General features: G+C 72.8%; 21 protein-coding genes and 2 pseudogenes. 15 read left to right on the plus strand and 8 right to left on the minus strand.

Annotated elements, in window-relative coordinates:
* The first annotated feature begins 8 nt into the window (after nucleotides 1-8).
* From QF030_RS32875 to QF030_RS32905, 7 genes are read left to right on the plus strand one after another with little or no spacing between them, the layout of a single operon-like run.
* Nucleotides 9-272, plus strand: a complete 264-nt coding sequence (locus QF030_RS32875) for a gas vesicle protein GvpG (RefSeq protein WP_307166199.1) — start codon at nucleotides 9-11, stop codon at nucleotides 270-272.
* Nucleotides 269-949, plus strand: a complete 681-nt coding sequence (locus QF030_RS32880) for a DNA primase (protein WP_307166200.1) — start codon at nucleotides 269-271, stop codon at nucleotides 947-949. Before QF030_RS32875 ends, QF030_RS32880 begins: the two co-directional genes overlap by 4 nt.
* Nucleotides 946-2,130, plus strand: a complete 1,185-nt coding sequence (locus QF030_RS32885; RefSeq protein WP_307166201.1) for an SRPBCC family protein — start codon at nucleotides 946-948, stop codon at nucleotides 2,128-2,130. Before QF030_RS32880 ends, QF030_RS32885 begins: the two co-directional genes overlap by 4 nt.
* On the plus strand, nucleotides 2,127-2,528 hold the full coding sequence (locus QF030_RS32890; protein ID WP_307166202.1) for a gas vesicle protein: 402 nt from the start codon (nucleotides 2,127-2,129) through the stop codon (nucleotides 2,526-2,528). The genes QF030_RS32885 and QF030_RS32890 overlap by 4 nt, the downstream gene beginning before the upstream one ends.
* Nucleotides 2,525-3,313 (plus strand): GvpL/GvpF family gas vesicle protein, encoded by a 789-nt coding sequence (locus tag QF030_RS32895; protein WP_307166203.1) that lies wholly within the window; start codon nucleotides 2,525-2,527, stop codon nucleotides 3,311-3,313. Before QF030_RS32890 ends, QF030_RS32895 begins: the two co-directional genes overlap by 4 nt.
* Nucleotides 3,310-3,498, plus strand: a complete 189-nt coding sequence (locus tag QF030_RS32900) for a gas vesicle protein (protein WP_057602494.1) — start codon at nucleotides 3,310-3,312, stop codon at nucleotides 3,496-3,498. The genes QF030_RS32895 and QF030_RS32900 overlap by 4 nt, the downstream gene beginning before the upstream one ends.
* Nucleotides 3,495-3,779: a gas vesicle protein K gene (locus QF030_RS32905; protein ID WP_307166204.1), complete on the plus strand. Its 285-nt coding sequence runs from the start codon at nucleotides 3,495-3,497 to the stop codon at nucleotides 3,777-3,779. Before QF030_RS32900 ends, QF030_RS32905 begins: the two co-directional genes overlap by 4 nt.
* A 50-nt stretch (nucleotides 3,780-3,829) precedes the next feature.
* Here QF030_RS32905 and QF030_RS32910 read toward each other — a convergent pair whose 3' ends face one another.
* The 3 genes and pseudogenes from QF030_RS32910 to QF030_RS32920 form a co-directional block, all read right to left on the minus strand.
* Nucleotides 3,830-4,000 carry a hypothetical protein gene (locus QF030_RS32910; protein WP_057602533.1) on the minus strand — a complete coding sequence of 57 codons (171 nt, stop codon included), beginning with the start codon at nucleotides 3,998-4,000 and terminating at the stop codon, nucleotides 3,830-3,832.
* Nucleotides 4,001-4,151: 151 nt separating this feature from the next.
* Nucleotides 4,152-4,973: a class I SAM-dependent methyltransferase gene (locus QF030_RS32915; RefSeq protein ID WP_307166205.1), complete on the minus strand. Its 822-nt coding sequence runs from the start codon at nucleotides 4,971-4,973 to the stop codon at nucleotides 4,152-4,154.
* 131 nt (nucleotides 4,974-5,104) lie between these two features.
* A pseudogene (locus QF030_RS32920) lies at nucleotides 5,105-5,683 on the minus strand (phosphatase PAP2 family protein); the annotation flags it as partial.
* A gap of 67 nt (nucleotides 5,684-5,750) precedes the next feature.
* On the opposite strand from QF030_RS32920, the gene QF030_RS32925 reads away from it, so the two are divergent.
* The 3 genes and pseudogenes from QF030_RS32925 to QF030_RS32935 form a co-directional block, all read left to right on the plus strand.
* Entirely contained in the window at nucleotides 5,751-6,410 is a 660-nt protein-coding gene (locus QF030_RS32925) for a histidine phosphatase family protein (protein WP_307166206.1), read from the plus strand.
* 79 nt (nucleotides 6,411-6,489) lie between these two features.
* A complete protein-coding gene (locus QF030_RS32930; RefSeq protein WP_307166207.1) occupies nucleotides 6,490-8,109 on the plus strand; it encodes an ABC-F family ATP-binding cassette domain-containing protein in 1,620 nt (539 codons plus the stop codon).
* Nucleotides 8,110-8,208: 99 nt separating this feature from the next.
* Nucleotides 8,209-8,454 (plus strand): annotated as a pseudogene (locus tag QF030_RS32935) (DUF6158 family protein); the annotation flags it as partial.
* A gap of 284 nt (nucleotides 8,455-8,738) precedes the next feature.
* Here the strand turns inward: QF030_RS32935 and QF030_RS32940 are convergent.
* The 3 genes from QF030_RS32940 to QF030_RS32950 all read right to left on the minus strand — a co-directional run bounded on the left by QF030_RS32940 (nucleotide 8,739) and on the right by QF030_RS32950 (nucleotide 11,668).
* Nucleotides 8,739-9,281 carry a type 1 glutamine amidotransferase domain-containing protein gene (locus QF030_RS32940; protein WP_307166208.1) on the minus strand — a complete coding sequence of 181 codons (543 nt, stop codon included), beginning with the start codon at nucleotides 9,279-9,281 and terminating at the stop codon, nucleotides 8,739-8,741.
* 131 nt (nucleotides 9,282-9,412) lie between these two features.
* Complete coding sequence (locus QF030_RS32945) at nucleotides 9,413-9,793, minus strand: DUF2795 domain-containing protein (protein ID WP_307166209.1); 381 nt, start codon at nucleotides 9,791-9,793, stop codon at nucleotides 9,413-9,415.
* 78 nt (nucleotides 9,794-9,871) lie between these two features.
* Nucleotides 9,872-11,668: a thiamine pyrophosphate-requiring protein gene (locus QF030_RS32950; RefSeq protein ID WP_307166210.1), complete on the minus strand. Its 1,797-nt coding sequence runs from the start codon at nucleotides 11,666-11,668 to the stop codon at nucleotides 9,872-9,874.
* A 256-nt stretch (nucleotides 11,669-11,924) separates the two neighbouring features.
* On the opposite strand from QF030_RS32950, the gene QF030_RS32955 reads away from it, so the two are divergent.
* The 4 genes from QF030_RS32955 to QF030_RS32970 all read left to right on the plus strand — a co-directional run bounded on the left by QF030_RS32955 (nucleotide 11,925) and on the right by QF030_RS32970 (nucleotide 16,253).
* Nucleotides 11,925-12,719 carry an RNA polymerase sigma factor SigF gene (locus QF030_RS32955; RefSeq protein WP_307166211.1) on the plus strand — a complete coding sequence of 265 codons (795 nt, stop codon included), beginning with the start codon at nucleotides 11,925-11,927 and terminating at the stop codon, nucleotides 12,717-12,719.
* A 171-nt stretch (nucleotides 12,720-12,890) separates the two neighbouring features.
* Nucleotides 12,891-13,646 (plus strand): hypothetical protein, encoded by a 756-nt coding sequence (locus QF030_RS32960; protein WP_307166212.1) that lies wholly within the window; start codon nucleotides 12,891-12,893, stop codon nucleotides 13,644-13,646.
* Between the two features lie 301 nt (nucleotides 13,647-13,947).
* Entirely contained in the window at nucleotides 13,948-15,195 is a 1,248-nt protein-coding gene (locus QF030_RS32965) for an aminotransferase class I/II-fold pyridoxal phosphate-dependent enzyme (RefSeq protein ID WP_307166213.1), read from the plus strand.
* Nucleotides 15,192-16,253 carry an MBL fold metallo-hydrolase gene (locus QF030_RS32970; protein ID WP_307166214.1) on the plus strand — a complete coding sequence of 354 codons (1,062 nt, stop codon included), beginning with the start codon at nucleotides 15,192-15,194 and terminating at the stop codon, nucleotides 16,251-16,253. The genes QF030_RS32965 and QF030_RS32970 overlap by 4 nt, the downstream gene beginning before the upstream one ends.
* Nucleotides 16,254-16,307: 54 nt before the next feature.
* Here QF030_RS32970 and QF030_RS32975 read toward each other — a convergent pair whose 3' ends face one another.
* The gene (locus QF030_RS32975; protein WP_307166215.1) at nucleotides 16,308-16,937 is read right to left on the minus strand and encodes a DedA family protein; all 630 of its coding nucleotides are present in this window, start codon (nucleotides 16,935-16,937) and stop codon (nucleotides 16,308-16,310) included.
* Nucleotides 16,934-17,707 (minus strand): MBL fold metallo-hydrolase, encoded by a 774-nt coding sequence (locus tag QF030_RS32980; RefSeq protein WP_307166216.1) that lies wholly within the window; start codon nucleotides 17,705-17,707, stop codon nucleotides 16,934-16,936. Before QF030_RS32980 ends, QF030_RS32975 begins: the two co-directional genes overlap by 4 nt.
* Nucleotides 17,708-17,792: 85 nt before the next feature.
* Between QF030_RS32980 and QF030_RS32985 the strand changes: the two genes are divergently transcribed.
* Nucleotides 17,793-18,203 (plus strand): hypothetical protein, encoded by a 411-nt coding sequence (locus tag QF030_RS32985; RefSeq protein WP_307166217.1) that lies wholly within the window; start codon nucleotides 17,793-17,795, stop codon nucleotides 18,201-18,203.
* Nucleotides 18,204-18,253: the final 50 nt, after the last annotated feature.

The raw sequence follows: 18,253 nt of genomic DNA on the forward strand, positions 1-18,253 counted from the left end.
GGTGCGCCATGGGTCTCATCTCAGAGGTGCTGCTGTTGCCGTTCGCCCCGGTGCGCGGCAGCGGCTGGGTGATCGAACAGGTGGTCCGGGAGGCCGAGCGGATCTATTACGACCCCGCCACGGTCCGGGCCGAACTCGCGCGTCTGGAGGAGCGGTTGGACGCCGGCGAGATCACTGAGGAGGAGTTCGACCAGCAGGAGGACGAACTCCTCGATCGGCTGGAGAGCGCTACGCGCAGAAGTGCGGGAACGGACGACGGGTGGACAGGATGAACCGAACGGCATTGGGCCTGGCGGTCGGGGCCGGGTATTTCCTCGGACGTACCAAGAAACTGAAACTGGCTTTCGCCGTCGGCTCCTTGGTGGCCGGCAAGCGGCTGAACCTGACCCCCAAGGGCATCGCGGATCTGGTCTCCCAGCAACTGCGGGACAACCCTCAGTTCAAGGAGATCGGGGATCAGCTGCGTCAGGACCTGCGCGGGGTCGGCAAGGCCGCCTCCGGCGCCATGGTCGAGCGGCAGATCGAATCCCTCGCGGACCGGCTGCACGGCCGCACCGCCGAGGTGCGCGACCAGCTCGACGGCGTGGTGCCCGGCCGGCAGGACGCGGACGAGGAGGAGGACGAGGAGGACGAGGCGCCTCGGGACGCTTCCGACGAGGACGAGGACGACGAGCCTCAGGACGCCGCCGACGAGGACGCCGACGAGGACGACGAGGACGACGAGCGCGACGCCGACGACGAGGGCGACGAAGAGGAACCGCCGAAGAAGGCACCCGCGAAGAAGACGGCCAAGAAGGCCCCCGCGAAGAAGGCGCCCGCCAAGAAGGCTCCGGCCCGCGCCACCGCCGCGAAGAAGACCGCGTCGGCCCCGAAGACGGGCGCGAGGACCGCATCGAAGGCTGCCTCGGGTACCACCTCCCGGCGGCCGAAGGGAGGCGACGACCGATGACCGAGACCCTCGGATCCGCCAAGTCCGCGACTTCCGCGGCCGGCAAGGCGGCGGGTGGCAACCCGCTCTCCGGAGTCGCCCACAGCGAGGCCGCCGACCGGCTCAAGGAAGAGGTGCAGGAGTACCTCGCCGCGCAGGTCACACGCCTGCTGACCGGGGTCGGCCACAAGCTCGGCGACACCACCGCCAAGCTGAACGACATCGCCGAGGGCAACAGCCCCGGCTTCGCCAAGCTCGCCCTCGAAGGCGGTCGCAAGGTCGCCGAGGGCAAGGGGCCGCTGCGCAGCGCGCTGGAGCTCGGCGCCTCGAAGGCGAAGGACAAGGTGACCGGCGCCTTCAAGAACCTCGGCGGCAAGGGCAAGGGCAAGAAGAGCGCGGGCAAGAAGCCGACCGTGATCATGGAGACGATCGACGTCGGCGTGCCGCTGCGCACCGCCTACGACCAGTGGACGCAGTACCAGGACTTCAGCACCTTCGCCAAGGGCGTCAAGAGCGCCAACCGCGCCGACGACACCACCAGCGACTGGCAGGCGAAGGTCTTCTGGTCCAACCGCAGCTGGAAGGCGAAGACCACCGAACAGGTGCCGGACGACCGGATCGCCTGGACGTCGGAGGGCGCCAAGGGCACGACGAAGGGCGTCGTCTCCTTCCACGAGCTCGCCGACAACCTCACCCGGATCCTGCTGGTCATCGAGTACTACCCCACGGGGCTGTTCGAGAAGACCGGCAACATCTGGCGCGCCCAGGGCCGCCGTGCCCGCCTCGACCTGAAGAACTTCGCCCGCTTCATCACGATCAAGGGGGAGGCGCAGGACAGCTGGCGCGGTGAGATCCGCGACGGCGAGGTCGTCACGTCCCACGAGGACGCGGTCGCCGAGGAGAACGACGAGAACGACGAGAACGACGAGAACGGCGAGCCCGAGGAGGGCGCCGAGGCGCGGGATGCCGGGGACCGCGGCCGGGAGGACGATGAGGAGTACGACGACGAGGACGAGGGCCCGGTCGCCGAGGACGAGGAAGTAGAGGACGACGAGGCGGAGCCCGAGGGCGAGTACGAGGAGGAAGAGGAGGAGGGCGAGCCCGAGGCCGCCGAGGACGAGTACGAGGAGTACGACGAGGAGGAGCCCGAGGAGGAGCCCCGGGCCGAGGACGCGCCCGCCAGGGGCCGGAGCCGGCGATGAGCATGCCGAGCCGGATGCCGGAGCCGTACGGCCAGGGCGGCGGAGCCAATCTCGCCGACATCCTGGAACGTGTCCTCGACAAGGGCATCGTCATCGCGGGCGACATCCGGATCAACCTGCTCGACATCGAACTGCTCACCATCAAGCTCCGCCTCATCGTCGCCTCCGTCGACAAGGCCAAGGAGATGGGCATCGACTGGTGGGAGGACGACCCGGCGCTGTCCTCCGGCGCCCGCCGCAACGAACTCGCGCGTGAGAACGCCGAGTTGCGGGAGCGGCTGGCGCGGCTGGAGGAACTGGAGCTGGGCCGCGCCCCGGAGGAGAGCCGTGTCCTGAAGGAGGGGCGCGCCTCGAAGGACGGCAGCGCCCCGAAGGACGTCCGAGAGGAGTCACCATGACCGGACTGCGGTACGTGTACGCCGTCTGTCACCCCCTCGGCGCGCCCCTCCAGGCCGCGCTGTCGGGGGTGGCGGGCGACCCGCCCAGACTGCTCACCCACCGCGGCCTGATCGCCGTGGTCAGCCATGTGCCGGAGCGGGACTTCGCGGAGGAGCCGCTCCGGCGCCATCTGGAGGACCTGGACTGGCTGACCGCGACCGCCCGCGCCCATCAACAGGTGATCGACGCCCTCACGGCCGTCACCACACCGCTGCCCCTGCGGCTCGCCACGGTGTTCCGGGACGACAGCGGCGTCCGCGTGATGATGGAGGAGCGCGAGGACGACTTCCGGCGCGTCCTGGACCGGCTCGCCGGCCGGGTCGAGTGGGGGGTGAAGGTGTATGTGGAGGCCGAGGCTCAGGAGTCCGAGCGGGCGGTGAGCAAGCCCGCCTCGGGCCGGGACTACCTGATGCAGCGGCGCTCCAGGGCCCGGGCCCACGAGGACGCCTGGCAGCGCGCCGAGCGGTTCGCCGGAAGCCTTCACGCTCAGTTGTCCGCGCACGCCGACGACGCCCGCCTGCATCCGCCGCAGAACTCCGCCCTGGCCGAGGCGTCCGGACAGAACGTACTGAACGCCGCCTATCTCGTTCCGCGCGCGGAATCCGAGGAATTCGTGGAAATGGTGGACCGCACCAAGGGACAGGAACCCGGAATGCGTGTGGAACTCACGGGACCGTGGGCCGCCTATTCCTTCGTGGAGTCCGCCGGTGAGCCGGGCGCCGTGGAAACGGGGGAGGGCGCATGACCGTGGTGGAGCGCCGTGAGGTCGCTCTCGTCGACCTGCTCGACCGGCTGCTGGCCGGCGGGGTCGTCATCACGGGGGACATCACCCTGCGCATCGCGGACGTCGACCTCGTCCGCATCGACCTCAACGCGCTGATCAGCTCCGTCAATGAGCAGGTGCCGTCGCCATGGGGGGAGTCGCTGTGACCGAACGCCGCAACCATCTCGATCTCGAACCGGACACCGTCGAGCGCGATCTGGTGAAACTCGTGCTGACCGTCGTGGAGTTGCTGCGCCAGCTGATGGAACGGCAGGCGCTGCGCCGCTTCGACACGGGCGATCTGAGCGAGGAGCAGGAGGAGCGGATCGGGCTCACCCTGATGCTGCTGGACGACCGGATGACCGAGTTGCGCGAACGCTACGGACTGCGGCCCGAGGACCTGAATCTGGACCTCGGGCCGCTGGGACCGCTGCTTCCCCGGGAGTGAGTCGCCCCACTCCCCGGGAAGCCGGTCCGGCGTTGCTTCACTGCCTCAGCTCACCACCTGTACCAGCGACCCCTGCCTCCCGCGGAAGTGGTTCCGCGAGCCAGGAAGCCGAGCAGCCAGAGGACGAGAACCGCGAGTGCGATCCACCAGAGCAACTTCACCGCGAATCCGGCGCCGAAAAGAATCAGCACCAGCAGCAGAACCAGCAGAACGGGAACCATAGTGTCAACCTCCTGCCATGCGGGTTTCCCGGATTGCGGAAATCATTCGCGGTTCGTTTTCGAGTCGTGCGCGAGTCGTCCACGATGCGTGCGCGGATCCTTCGTGGTGCGTCCGCACACCCGTCGAGCGCGTGCGTGATGCCCGCACGCGTCAGGCGGCCTTCCGGCACAGGATCTCCGCGTGCAGGACGCTGAACCAGCCGTCCTCCCGCCGCCCCCACTCCCGCCAGGCCTCCGACACGGCGTGCAGATCCTCCACCGTGGCGTGTCCGCCCCGGGTGGCGCGCTCCGCGTACGCCGAGGCCACGGTGCGGTCGGCCCACAGGCCGCTCCACCAGGCCCGCTCCTCGGCGGTGCTGAAGGTCCAGGTGGCGGAGGTGGCCGTGATGTCGGTGAATCCCGCGGCCAGCGCCCACGACTTCAGCCGCCGCCCGGCGTCCGGTTCGCCGCCGTTGGCCCGCGCCACCCGGCGGTACAGGTCCAGCCAGTCGTCCATCCCGGACGAGGCGGGATACCAGGTCATCGCCGCGTAGTCGGAGTCCCGGACGGCGACGTAGCCGCCCGGCCTCGTCACCCGCAGCATCTCGCGCAGCGCCTGCACCGGGTCGCCGACGTGCTGGAGCACCTGGTGGGCGTGGACGACGCAGAACGTGTCGTCCGGAAAGTCCAGGGCGTGTACGTCGGCGACCGCGAAGTCGATGTTGGTCAGGGCCCGCTCGGCGGCCGCGCCACGCGCCTGTTCCAGGATCCCCGGCGCGTGGTCGACGCCGGTGACGTGCCCGTCGGGGACCAGGGCGGCCAGGTCGGCCGTGATGGTGCCCGGGCCGCAGCCGATGTCCAGGATCTTCATGTGGGGTTTCAGCGAACCGAGCAGGTAGGCAGCGGAGTTGGCGGCGGTCCGCCAGGTGTGCGAGCGCAGCACCGACTCGTGGTGTCCGTGCGTGTAGACGGCCGTCTCCTGTGCTTTCGGCATGGTTCTACCCCTTCTCGACGAACCGGGTCCCCGGTTCCCTCACCGTACGTCGATGACCGGATCGTGAGACCATTCGTCTTGCACTGTGGGCTGACGGCGCGTCAGTCGTCCTCCGTGTCCCGGTGACTTCGCCGTCGGGGACGCAAGGCCCGCCGGACGGCGAACGCGGCGCCGACGCCCAGCGCCGCGCCCGCGAGCACGTCGCTCGGGAAGTGGACGCCCGTGTACACCCGGGACATCGCGACCGAGAACGCGACCGGCGCCACCACCGCGCCCCATGTCGGCGACTCCAGGGCGACCCCGGCCGCGAAGGCCGCCGCCGACGCGGAGTGGCCGGACGGGAAGGACGTGGTGATCGGCTGCCGCTTCAGCCGCCGCCCCAGCGGCACCGCGTCCAGCGCCGGCCGGGACCGGCGTACCGATGGCTTGCCGACGGTGTTGATGGTGAGGGAGGCCAGACCGAGTGAGGCCAGCCCGCGCACGGCGGCGCGGCGGCCCCGGGGCGTGCCGGACACGGCGAGGGCGGCCGCCGTCGCGAACCAGAGCAGGCCGTGGTTCGCGCCCCGGCTCAGCCGCGGCAGGACCGGCTCGGCGGCCGGCCAGTGCCGTTCGGCGGCGAACGCGAACACCTGGTCGTCGAGGGCGAGGAACAGACCGCGCGGGCCGTGCCGACCGGGCTTCAGGACGCTGGGACCGACATGGGGAATCATCCGCTGCGAGTACCCTGAAGTGGCCGTTTCTTGTGCGGGGCGGCTTCCGACACCGGAGGGTCACTGCATGCGACTGCTGCTCGTCCGCCACGGCCAGACCCCCACCAACGTGGACTACCTGCTCGACACCGCGGTCCCCGGCCCCGGCCTCACCGAACTCGGCGCCCGGCAGGCCGCCGCCCTGCCGCAGGCCCTCGCGGACGAGGACATCGAGACCCTCTACGCCTCCACCCTCGTACGCACCCGGCTCACCGCCGCCCCGCTGGCCGCCGCCCGCGGCCTCGACGTACTCGTCCGCGACGGCATCCGGGAGATCTCCGCGGGCGACCTCGAGATGGTGTCCGGCAACTCGGAGCGCGGCGAGCTCTACATGCGCACGGTGTTCGCCTGGGCGGCCGGCGACGTCGAGCTGCGTATGCCGGGCGGGGAGAGCGGTTCCGAGTTCCTGGCGCGGTACGACGCCGTGGTCGCCGAGGCCGCCGCGAGCGGCGCGGGAACCGTCGCGATGGTCAGCCACGGCGCCGCGATCCGCGCGTGGGCGGCCACCCGCGCCGACAACGTCGACGTGCCCTTCGCCGCGGCCAACCGGCTCGCCAACACCGGCGCCGTCGTCCTCGAGGGTTCCCCGGCCGACGGCTGGAAGGCCCTGTCCTGGGCGGGCGCGACGGTCGTGCCCGCGGGCGAGGCCGGCCCCGCGGGGCAGCCGGTGACGGAGGCGGGCGGCTGACGGGCGACGGCACGCCTTCCCCGCCGGGCCGCGCATAACGGTTTGCCGCATCCCGTGGGCGGCCCGCAGAATGCGCCTCATGGGACACCTGGAAGCCGCGCACCTCGAGTACTACCTCCCCGACGGGAGGGCGTTGCTCGGCGACGTGTCCTTCCGGGTGGGTGAAGGGGCCGTGGTGGCGCTGGTCGGACCCAACGGCGCGGGCAAGACGACCCTGCTGCGGCTGATCTCCTCCGAGCTGAAACCGCACGGCGGGACCGTCACCGTGTCCGGCGGTCTCGGCGTGATGCGTCAGTTCGTGGGCTCCGTGCGGGACGAGACGACCGTCCGGGACCTGCTGGTGTCCGTGGCTTCGCCCCGCATCCGCGAGGTGGCGAAGGCCGTCGACGAGGCCGAGCACGCGATCATGACCGTCGACGACGAGACCGCGCAGCTCCAGTACGCGCAGGCCCTCGCCGACTGGGCCGAGGTGCGCGGGTACGAGGCCGAGACCCTGTGGGACATGTGCACCATGGCCGCGCTCGGCGTCCCCTACGACAAGGCCCAGTTCCGCCTCGTGCGCACCCTCTCCGGCGGCGAACAGAAGCGGCTCGTGCTGGAGGCGCTGCTGCGCGGCACCGACGAGGTGCTGCTGCTCGACGAGCCGGACAACTACCTCGACGTGCCGGGCAAGCGGTGGCTGGAGGAACGGCTGAAGGAGACCCGCAAGACGGTCCTCTTCGTCTCCCACGACCGCGAACTCCTCTCCCGCGCCGCCGAGAAGATCGTCTCCGTAGAGCCCGGCCCGGCCGGCGCCGACGCCTGGGTGCACGGCGGCGGCTTCGCCACGTACCACGAGGCCCGCCGTGAACGGTTCGCCCGCTTCGAGGAGCTGCGCCGCCGCTGGGACGAGAAGCACGCCCAGCTGAAGAAGCTGGTCCTGAGCCTGCGTCAGGCTGCCTCCATCAGCCATGAGCTGGCCTCCCGCTACCAGGCCGCGCAGACCCGGCTGCGCAAGTTCGAGGAGGCCGGCCCGCCGCCGGAGCCGCCCCGCGAGCAGGACATCACGATGCGCCTCAAGGGCGGCCGCACGGGCGTGCGGGCGGTCACCTGCAAGGGACTGGAGCTCACCGGTCTGATGAAGCCCTTCGACCTGGAGGTCTTCTACGGCGAGCGGGTCGCCGTCCTCGGTTCCAACGGCTCGGGCAAGTCGCACTTCCTGCGCCTGCTCGCCGGCGACACCGTGGCGCACACGGGGGAGTGGAAGCTCGGCGCGCGGGTGGTGCCCGGCCACTTCGCCCAGACCCATGCCCACCCCGAGCTCCTGGGCCGCAAGCTCCTGGACATCCTGTGGAGCGAACACTCCCAGGACCGGGGCGCGGCCATGTCCCGGCTGCGCCGGTACGAGCTGACCCAGCAGGCCGAACAGAGCTTCGACCGGCTCTCCGGCGGCCAGCAGGCCCGCTTCCAGATCCTGCTGCTGGAACTGCAGGGCGTCACCGCCCTGCTCCTCGACGAGCCGACCGACAACCTCGACCTGGAGTCCGCCGAAGCGCTCCAGGAGGGCCTGGAGGCCTTCGACGGAACGGTTCTCGCCGTCACCCACGACCGCTGGTTCGCCCGCTCCTTCGACCGTTACCTGGTCTTCGGCAGCGACGGCCGGGTCCGGGAGACCGCGGAGCCGGTGTGGGACGAGCGGCGCGTGGAGCGGGCCAGGTAGGCAGGGAGCGCGCTCCCCAGGCAGGCCCGCGGGGCCCGGGGGCCCGAATGTTCGTACAGTGGATGCGGGGACGTGCTCGCGGGTGGGTACCCGGACCGCATGGACGACCACGACGAGCGGGGCATGACCATGACCGGAGTCGAACCTGAGCGGCTGGACGATCAGCAGCTGATGAAAGAGCTGGAGACGATCCACCGCACGCGCCACGACACCCTGCTGTACGGCTCGAACGACGCCCTGCGCGCCCATAACGGCCGCATGGCCCAGCTGGAGGGCGAGTACCTGCGCCGCAACCCGCGCCGCTTCGTCTCGCCCGGCCGTACCCGGGACGGGGCGAGGGAGCGAGCCGTCGAAGCCGACCGACCCGGCTCGCGCCAGGCCCCGGGCGGCAGCCCGAAGACCTCGGAAGGCGGTCCGGCGGGCGCTCCGGTCGGCAAGTGGGGCCCGGGAACGACGAGCGGCCCCGGCGAGGCCTGAGCCCACCGGAGCCGTCCGACTGTTCCCTCCGTCGCGGCCTCTGTCGCGGTCTTCGCCGTCTGCCGGGCCTTCCCCGATCTCGGTCGGCTCGTGCGGAGCCGGCGCCGACCTGGCGCCGGCTTTCGGTGACTGGCGCCGAGCTCCGGCTACGGTCAGCCCGCCTCCTGTGCGAACACGTCCACGAACGTCTCGCAGAAGGCCTTCAGGTCGTCCGGCTTGCGGCTGGTGACCAGCTTGTTGGGGCCGTGGTCGCAGATCTTCACCTGCTCGTCGACCCAGGTGGCGCCCGCGTTGCGCAGATCCGTCGCGAGGCTCGGCCACGAGGTCAGCACCCGGCCCCGTACGACGTCCGCCTCGACGAGCGTCCACGGGGCGTGGCAGATCGCGGCGACCGGGCGGCCCTGCTCGAAGAAGTCCTTGACGAACGCCACGGCCTTGTCGTCGGTGCGCAGGAAGTCGGGGTTCGCGACCCCGCCCGGCAGGACCAGCCCGCCGAAGGACTCCGCGGACACCTCGCCGACGACCTCGTCGACCCGGAACGTGTCCGCCTTGTCGAGATGGTTGAACGCCTGGATCTCGCCCGGTTCGGTCGACACCAGGACGGGCTCGTGGCCCGCGTCAACCGCCGCCTGCCAGGGGTCGGTGAGCTCGACCTGCTCGACGCCTTCGGGCGCCACCAGAAACGCGATGCGCATGAGAGTTCAACGTCCTTTCCGTGTGCTCGGGGCCCTTGGGGCCCCAGGGGCCCAGGGGTCCCTGTGATGTCGGCAGGTCCTTCAGATGCCGGCCTCGGTGGGCCCGGTCCCGCCGGCTCGGTCCCGTGCCGTCACCGGCGGCTTTCGACCAGTGCCTCGGCCAGTTCCTGGACGGTGGCGTAGCGGTCCTCGGACGGCAGCTGCCGTACCGCTTCCACCAGCGCGTCCGGCGCGTTCTTGCGGCGCAGGCCCACGGCCAGCGCGCCCGCGTCCGCGGGGAAGGAACTGCGTCCCAGGGTCCGTGCCAGTTCCAGCCGCAGGGTCTCCAGCGTCGCCCGGGAGCTCCCGGGCACCACCGGCCCGCCCCAGATCTCGGGGTCGTCCTCGGCGGACGGCTCGGGGTCGTGCCACTCCTCCACCCGCGTGGGGTGACCGGACCTCAGCAGACCCTGCAATTCGTGCTTCATCTCGTCGTCCCGGTGCACGCTCAGCCGGTCGCTGCCTCGCTGCATGTCTCTCCCTCCAGGTCTTCCACGGTGTCGGTGCGCACCGCGTACCCGAGGACAGGGAGCCGACACGGGGTCGCCGGGTCACTTCTCCAGCGGTCCCGGCAGGAACTCCTGCACCTTCGCCATGAAGCCCTGTCTGATCATGGAACCCCCGTCGGCGTCGCCCTTGAGAGCCGAGGCGACCGTGGCCTCGATCTGCTCCCAGGTGGCGTGCGGCGGGACCGGCGGCACGGCCGGATCGGTGAGGAACTCGACGACGGCGGGGCCGTCCGCCTCCAGGGCCGTACGCCAGCCGCGCTCGACGTCCTCCGGCGTCTCCACCCGCACCCCGGTCAGCCCCAGGGAGCGGGCGAACGCCGCGTACGGCACGTCCGGCAGCTCCTGCGAGGGCAGGAAGGACGGAGCGCCGCTCATGGCGCGCATCTCCCAGGTCACCTGGTTCAGGTCGCGGTTGTTCCACACCGCGACGACCAGCCGCGGATCCGCCCAGCGATCCTGGTACTTGGCGGCCGTGATCAGCTCCGCGAGCCCGTTCATCTGCATCGCCCCGTCACCGACCAGCGCGATCACCGGCCGGTCCGGGTGGGCGAACTTCGCGCCGATCGCGTACGGCACCGCGCAGCCCATCGTCGCCAGCGTGCCGGAGAGGGAACCGCGCATCCCCGGGCGCAGCGTGACGTGGCGGGCGTACCAGCTCGCCACCGAACCCGAGTCCGCGGTGACGATCGCGTCGGGCGGGAGCAGCGGGGACAGCGCGCGGGCCACGTACTCCGGGTTGATCGGGTCGGCCGACAGCCGCGCCCGCCGGTCCAGCACGTCGTTCCAGCGCCGTACGTTGTCACCAACGGTGTCGAACCACTCCCGGCCGCGTTCCTCGCCCCTGATCATCGGGATCAGCCGGCGCAGGGTCTCCCGCGCGTCCCCGACGAGGTTCACCTCGTACGGATAGCGCGTCCCGATCGTGCGCGGGTCGATGTCGATCTGCACGCCCCGCGCCCGGCCGGACTCCGGCAGGAACTGTGGGTACGGAAAGGACGAGCCGATCGTCAACAAGGTGTCGCAGTCGCGCATCAGCTCGTAGGACGGCCGGGTGCCGAACGGGCCGACCGAGCCGGTGACGTAGGGCAGTTCGTCGCTCAGGGTGTCCTTGCCGAGCAGTGCCTTCGCGACGCCGGCACCGAGCAGTTCGGCGATCCGCTCGACCTCTGCCCGGGCCCCGGCGGCGCCCTGGCCGACCAGGATCGCCACCTTGTCACCGGAGTTGAGGAGGTCGGCGGCCCGCCGCAGGGACTCCTCCGACGGGATCGTCGTCCCCTCGCTCGGGCCGAGACCGGACGGCACCGTCCCGAACTCGTGGGCGGGTGCCGCGCAGGCGAGCTCCTGCACGTCCGCGGGGATGACGACCGCGGTCGGGCAGCGGCGGGCGTACGCGGTGCGGATCGCCCGGTCCAGGACGTTCGGCACCTGCTCGGGGGCCGTCACCGTCTCCACGAACTCCGAGGCGACGTCCTTGAAGAGCGTGTGCAGGTCCACCTCCCCCTGGTACGGGCCGCCCATCGCCGAGCGGTGCGACCGACCGACGATCGCCAGCACCGGCACATGGTCGAGCTTCGCGTCGTACAGGCCGTTGAGCAGGTGGATCGCGCCCGGCCCCGAGGACGCCACGCACACCCCGAGGCGGCCGCTGAACTTGGCGTGGCCGACCGCCTGGAACGCGGACATCTCCGCGTGCCGCGACTGCACGAAACGCGGCTCGTCCCCGGCCCGGCCCCAGGCGGCGAGCAGGCCGTTGACGCCGTCGCCGGGATAGCCGAAGACCTGCTCCACTCCCCACTCCCGCAGCCGCTGAAGGACGTGGTCGGAGACCTTGACGCTCATGAACGTGACTCCTGGGCTCGGGACATGGACACGGGGTGAAGGCCGTGTCCCCTTGCGGGTGACCCCCGGGGCCGCCGGAAAACCTGGGCGGGTGTTTGGCGAGGGGAGTCCGGGGCAGGCGCGCCACAGTGCTTCGGACCGGAGGCACGTCCGTGGGAGGCCGCGACCTCGCGTCCCCCGGCGGCCCGGTCGGGCCGCCGTCGCGCTTCCCCGGTGACCGGCCAACCCAGAGCACGCCCGAGGGAGTTGCACACCCATGCCGAACCGAGCGAACGCGAAGCGCCGTCCGCACGACGACGCCCCCGACACCGCCGACGCCTTCCGCAGGCTCGCGGGCCTGCCTCCCGGGCCCCAGCGCGACACGCTCCGCTCGCAGATCGTCGAGGCCTGGCTCCCGATGGCCGACCGTCTCGCCGGCCGTTTCCGCAGCCGTGGCGAGGCTTTCGACGACCTGCGTCAGGTCGCCGCTCTCGGTCTGGTCAAGGCCGTCGACCGTTACGACCCGGAACTCGGAAACGCTTTCGAGAGCTACGCCGTCCCCACCGTCACCGGTGAGATCAAGCGGCACTTCCGCGACCACATGTGGACCCTGCACGTGCCGCGCCGCGTCCAGGAACTGCGCAACCGGGTGCGCTTCGCCGACCAGGACCTGGCCCAGACCGTCTCCGGGCGGCGGCCCACCGTCGCCGAGATCGCCGAGCGCGCTCAGCTCAGCGAGGAGGACGTCCGCACCGGTATGGAGGCGCTGGAGAGTTTCACCGCGCTGTCGCTGGACGCGGAGCTGCCGGGCAGCGAGGACGGCTACTCGCTGAGTGACGTGCTGGGAGCGGCGGACCCGGCGCTGGGCACGGTCGTCGACCGGGAGGCGGTCAGGACACGGCTCGCCGCGCTGCCCGAGCGGGAGCGGGCGATCTTGTACATGCGGTTCTTCGAGGACATGACGCAGAGTCGGATCGCGGAACAGCTGGGCATCTCGCAGATGCATGTGTCCCGGCTGATCAACCGGTGCTGCAATCGGTTGCGGGAACAGGTGCTGAACGAGGTGGCGTAGCAGGCGTGGCGCAGCGGGAGTCCGCCGTCGCGGAGGCATCCGCGGTCACCCGGTTGGTGGCGCGTGTCCCGCCAATGGCGTCCGGCCGCGCGCGGCCGGCGGCTCCTCGGGCTCTGATGGCTGTGGGGCGGCAACGCCCCGCCCGCAGCCGTCGGCCGAAGGAACCGTCCCATGCGTCGCACCGCCCAGCTCCTCTCCGCCCTCACCGTGGCAGGCGCCGTCCTGGTCGCCGTCGCTCCGGCGGCGTTCGCGGACCCGGCGGCGGAGGTCAGCCCGGGCAGCGTCGCCCCGGGCGGCAGTGTCACCGTCTCCGTCTCCTGCGGTCCCCTCGGCGGCACCGCGCCCGAGAGCCTCGACGCCACCTCGCAGGCCTTCGCCGAGGGCACCGTCAAACTGAGCAAGGTCCCCGGCGCCGACGGTGCGCAGACCGGGGCCGCGTACAAAGGCACCGCCCGTATCGCGCCCGCCGACGACCTCGAGGTGAGCCCGGAGGCGGTCGGGCCCGACGCCGCCTGGACCGTCGACGGCACCTGTCCGGCGGCGCCCGGCGGACAGGGCAAGCCGTGGAGCGCGACCCTGGACGTCGCGCGCGCCGCGCCGCAGCCGTGCGGCTCGGCGCCCGCCGGGTCCTGTGCCACCGGCGGGCCGTGTCCGCCGGCGCAGGGCACCGGCGCGCCGCACGGTGACACCTGCCGCACCGTCCGGCCCTGCACCCCGCCCGAGCCCCGAGCCGCCGCGTCCCACGAGGCCTCCGCCCACGAGGCCGACTGCGCCCCCGCCACCGTCGGGCACGGCGTCCAGGCCGGTGAGGGCGGTGCCTTCACCGACTCCGTCCCCGCGCTCGCCGCCGGCGGCCTGCTGATCGCCGGCGCGCTCGGCGCCGCCGTGCACCGGCTGCGCCGCCGGGGCCCCGAGGGCGGCGTCTGACCCGCCGGAGGGCCCGTCCGGCCCGCGCTGTGACGGGCGCAACGTGCGGCACGGCCATGGGGCGAGGCCCCACGGGGTACTCAGAGCCCAGGAGCACGATCGGCCCCGTACGAGCGTCCGGCCCCGCGGGGCCGGACGGCCCGCACGGGACGCGGCACCCCGCCCGGCCCGCGACGACGTCCGACGGCCGGGCAGGTCGCCGGGACGGGGCGCCGCGGGCACCGCACGAGGCAGGGCCCCAGGACCGGACAGGGCAACCGGACCGGACAGGGCATCAGGGACGGACTGCGCGGAGGACGAGATGCGGCGGACGCGAGCGGAGGACCACGGGCCCGTCCGCTACGGCCCGCCGCTGCCCTCGGACGGACTGCCGGTGCTGCCGGAACTCGTCTCGGTGCTCGCCCGGGCCGCCGGGCGCGCCGACGGCGAGCCGGTCGGCGGCGGCCCCGCCCTGCTCGGCGCCGCCCGCGGCTACTGGGAGCGGCGCGGGACCCCCGCGGAACCCGGGCACGTCGTGGCCGGGCCCGGTGCCCCCGCCCTGCTCCTGGCGCTGACCGCCGCCCTGGGCGGCGACGTCCTGGTGCCCCGGCCCTGCGCGGCCTGGTGGGCGCCGTACGCACGCCTGCTGGGAAGGCCCGTCTTCCATGTGGCGACGCCCGCCGAGTGCGGGGGAGTCCCTGACCCCTTCGCCCTGCTGGAGACCGTGCGCCGGGTGCGCGCCGAGGGCGGCGACCCGCGGCTGCTGGTGCTGTCCGTCGCCGACGACCCCACCGCGACCGTCGCGCCGCCCGAGGTGCTGCACGAGGCGGTGGAGGCCGCCGCGGGCGAGGGCCTGCACCTGGTCAGCGACGAGACCTGGCGCGACACGCTGCACGCCCCGCACGACACCGTGCCGGTCAGCCCCGCCGAGATGCTCCCGGAGCAGGTCACCGTCGTCAGCGATCTCGCCGGTGCGCTGCTGCCCATCGGCTGGCCGGCGGCCGTCGCCCGGTTCCCCGCCACGGCGACCGGCGACGACCTGCGCGCGCGGGTGCTCGACGTCCTCACCGCGCTCGGCGCGGGGGTGGCCGCTCCGGTCGCCGCCGCGGCCGCGTACGCACTGACCGAGCCTGAGCCGGTCACCGAGCGCGTCGCCGCCGTCGTACGCCTGCACGCGCGCGTGGCCGACGCGGTGCACGCCGTCGTGACCGCCGCGGGCGGCCTCGCCCTCCCGCCCCGGGCCGGACGTCACCTGTACGTCGATCTCGGCCCGTTGCGCACCGCGCTCGCCGCGCACGGCGTCGGCGACGCGCAGGACCTGGAGGACTTCCTCTCCCTGCGGCTCGGGATGCCCGCACCGGGCGGACACCGCTTCGGGGACGAACTCGGGGCCCTGCGCGTCCGGCTCTCCACCGACATGCTGCTGGACGGCACGGACGCCCAGCGCGCGGCATGCCTCACGTCACCCGAACCGCTGGAACTGCCACACGTGCACCGCGCGTTGGCGCTCTTGAGGTCGGTCTTCGACGACCTCCGTGACGACGCTCGGCGATGGGAGCCTCCTCGATGACGCAGCAGTCCGAGTCGACCACCACCACCGCGGTGACCACGAAGGACGCCGGCGCCCCGGCTCCCCTGTCCCCGCTCGCGTCCCCCGCCCCGCCGCTCGCCGAGCCCCGCCCGATCGGGGAGCGGCGGGTGTGGCCGCGGACCTTCCACGACCGGCTGACCTCACCGCTGCCCGGCCTCAAGGCCCTGGCCCGGTTCGCCCGCGAGGGTTCCGTACGGCCCGGCAGGGACGGCCTCGCCGACATTCCGCGGCTGCCCTTCGCACCCGCTCCGTTGCCCCGGGTGGACGCCCGTACCGTCGCCGTCTCCTGGGCGGGGCACGCCAGCTGGGTGGTGGGCGTCGGCGGCCTCACCGTCCTGACCGACCCCGTCTGGTCCCGTCGCATCCTCGGCACCCCGGCCCGGATCACCCCCGTCGGCGTCCCCTGGGAGGCGCTCCCGCGCGTGGACGCCGTCGTCATCAGCCACAACCACTACGACCATCTCGACGCCCCCACCCTGCGCCGGCTCCCGCGGGACACGCCCGTGTTCGTGCCGGCCGGGCTCGGACGCTGGTTCCTGCGCCGCCGGTTCACGCGGGTCACCGAGCTGGACTGGTGGGAGGCGGCCGAACTGAGCGGCGTGCGCTTCGACTTCGTGCCCTCTCACCACTGGTCCAAGCGCTCCCTCACCGACACCTGTCACTCGCTCTGGGGCGGCTGGGTCCTCACCGCCCCCGACGGACAGCGCGTCTACTTCGCCGGGGACACCGGCTACGGCCACTGGTTCTCCCGGATCGGACAGCGCTACCCCGGCATCGATCTCGCCCTGCTGCCCATCGGCGCCTACGACCCCCGCTGGTGGCTCAGCGACGTCCACTGCGATCCGGAGGAGGCGGTCCGGGCCACCCTCGACCTCGGGGCGCGGCGGATGGCCCCGATGCACTGGGGCACCTTCGTGCTGTCCGCCGAGCCCGTCCTCGAGCCCCTCACACGGGTGCGCGCGGCCTGGGAGAAGGCGGGACTGGAGCGGGACGCCCTGTGGGACCTGCCGGTGGGAGGCGCACGCGTTCTCGAGTAGGAGCGGAACGGCAGTGGCGCTTCCACGCGGTCGCCGCCCCGCGCGGCTCCCGGGCTAGGCGGTCGTGGTCCCCCGGACCCGGCGCCACAGGCTCGGGGCCGCGCCGACCACCACGGTCAGCGCGATCGCGGCGACCACGCCCTCCCAGGGCTCGGGGAACAGCGAGCCGCCGAGTATCCCGATCAGCTGATAGGTCGCCGTCCAGGCCAGACACGCCGGAAGATTGCCCCGCACGAAGCGGCGCAGCGGCCACTTCGCCATCAGACAGGCCAGCATCACCGGTATCCGGCCCGCCGGCACCAGCCGGGACAGCACCAGCACGGCCGTGCCGTGGTGGGCGAGCTTGTCCTGCGCCTGCTCCAGCCGCTCCTCGGGCGCCCGCGAGCGGATGGCCTCCAGCCAGCGCGAGCCGTTCTTCGACCGCATCCCGCGCCGCCCCAGCCAGTACAGCGACGCGTCCCCGCAGAAGGCCGCGAGCGACGCCGTCAGAAACACCGTCGCCAGCGCGAACGGCACCGTCTGGTGGACGGCGACCGCCGCCGCCGTACTCACCAGGGCCCCCGTCGGCACCACCGGCACCAGGGCCCCGATCAGCACCAGCAGGAACAGCGACGGATACCCGAGGGCCTGCTGCGTGGCCTCGGTCGGCACGACCGTCACGGTCGCGGCGAGCCACCATTTCACCGTGGGACTCCCGCGCGCACGCTCTCGCCGTGCCCGAGCCGGTGGACCGCCACTCCCGGCGCACGTTCCGCCGCGAGCCGGACGAACTCCTCGCCGGGAGCATGGAATTCATGGGGGCGCACGGCGTCCATGCCGATCGGCCAGTACGTGCCGTAGTGCACCGGCACCGCGGTCCGCGGCGCCAGCCGGACCAGGGCCTCGGCCGCGCGCCCCGCGTCCAGGTGCCCCTCGCCGAGATGCGGCCCCCAGCCGCCCACCGGCAGCAGCGCCACGTCGACCGGCCCGACCTGCTCGGCCATGTCGTCGAACAGACCGGTGTCCCCGGCGAAATACGTCCTGGCCTCGCCCTCGACGACGTACCCGAGCGCGGGGCAGCGGTGCCGCCCGACCGGCAACCGCCGCCCGTCGTGACGCGCGGGCACGGCCCGTATCCGCACGTCGCCGACGGTGGTCTCGTCCCCCGGCGCCATCTCGCTCAGCCGCAGATGGCGCAGGCGGCGCAGCCCGGGGACGGCGCGCGGCGCGCCCCGGGGCACCAGCAGGCGCGTGCCCGGCGCAAGGCGCGCCAGCGAGGGCACATGCAGATGGTCGGCGTGCAGGTGGGAGACGAGCGCCACGTCCGCGCGCCAGGCGTCGGGCGGGGGCGGCGCGCCCCGGCGGCGGCGCAGATGCGCGAGGCGGCGTGCGAACAGAGGATCGGTGAGCACGCGTACGTCCGAATCCTCCACCGTGCAGGTGGCGTGCCCCCACCATGTGATCTCCACCGCCACCTCTTTGCCTCCTTCGCGCGACTCCCCGAAGCCTACGGGCAGGAGTAGGGTCGGCGGCGAAACCCGGAGGTGAGAGGGGGACGCCATGGGACCGGCGCGGGTCATGCGGGTCACCGCGATCGCGAGTCTGACGCCGCTCGAGGAACTGGACGCCGATCCCTTCCTGGTGGACTCCCGCAGCCAGCACGCGATGTGCGCGCGATGGGCCGCGGAGCGCGGCTACGTCGTCGGCCGGGAACTGCTGGTCCGCGGTCTGCGCGCCGACCACTGCGTGCTGTGGGACGGGATCCGGGCCGGCGTCGACCTCTTCGTCGCGCCCAGCCGCCGGGTGCTGGAGAGCGCGCTGAGTTCCGTGGAGGAGTTCTCCGCGGAGTGCGCTAGGCGCGGAGTGCGGGTGGAGACGGTCGGCAGCGCCGAACCCGCCTACGACGCGCAGATGAAGGCCCGGGTGCACCGGAGACTGTCGATGCCGACGGCCGGCTACGACGGGAGGTAGCCGCCGGGTGCCTGTCACCGCCGTATGACAGGGTGGAGGGCGGCCCCCGG

It is taken from the genome of Streptomyces rishiriensis (assembly GCF_030815485.1).
In the GTDB taxonomy this organism is placed as follows: domain Bacteria; phylum Actinomycetota; class Actinomycetes; order Streptomycetales; family Streptomycetaceae; genus Streptomyces; species Streptomyces rishiriensis_A.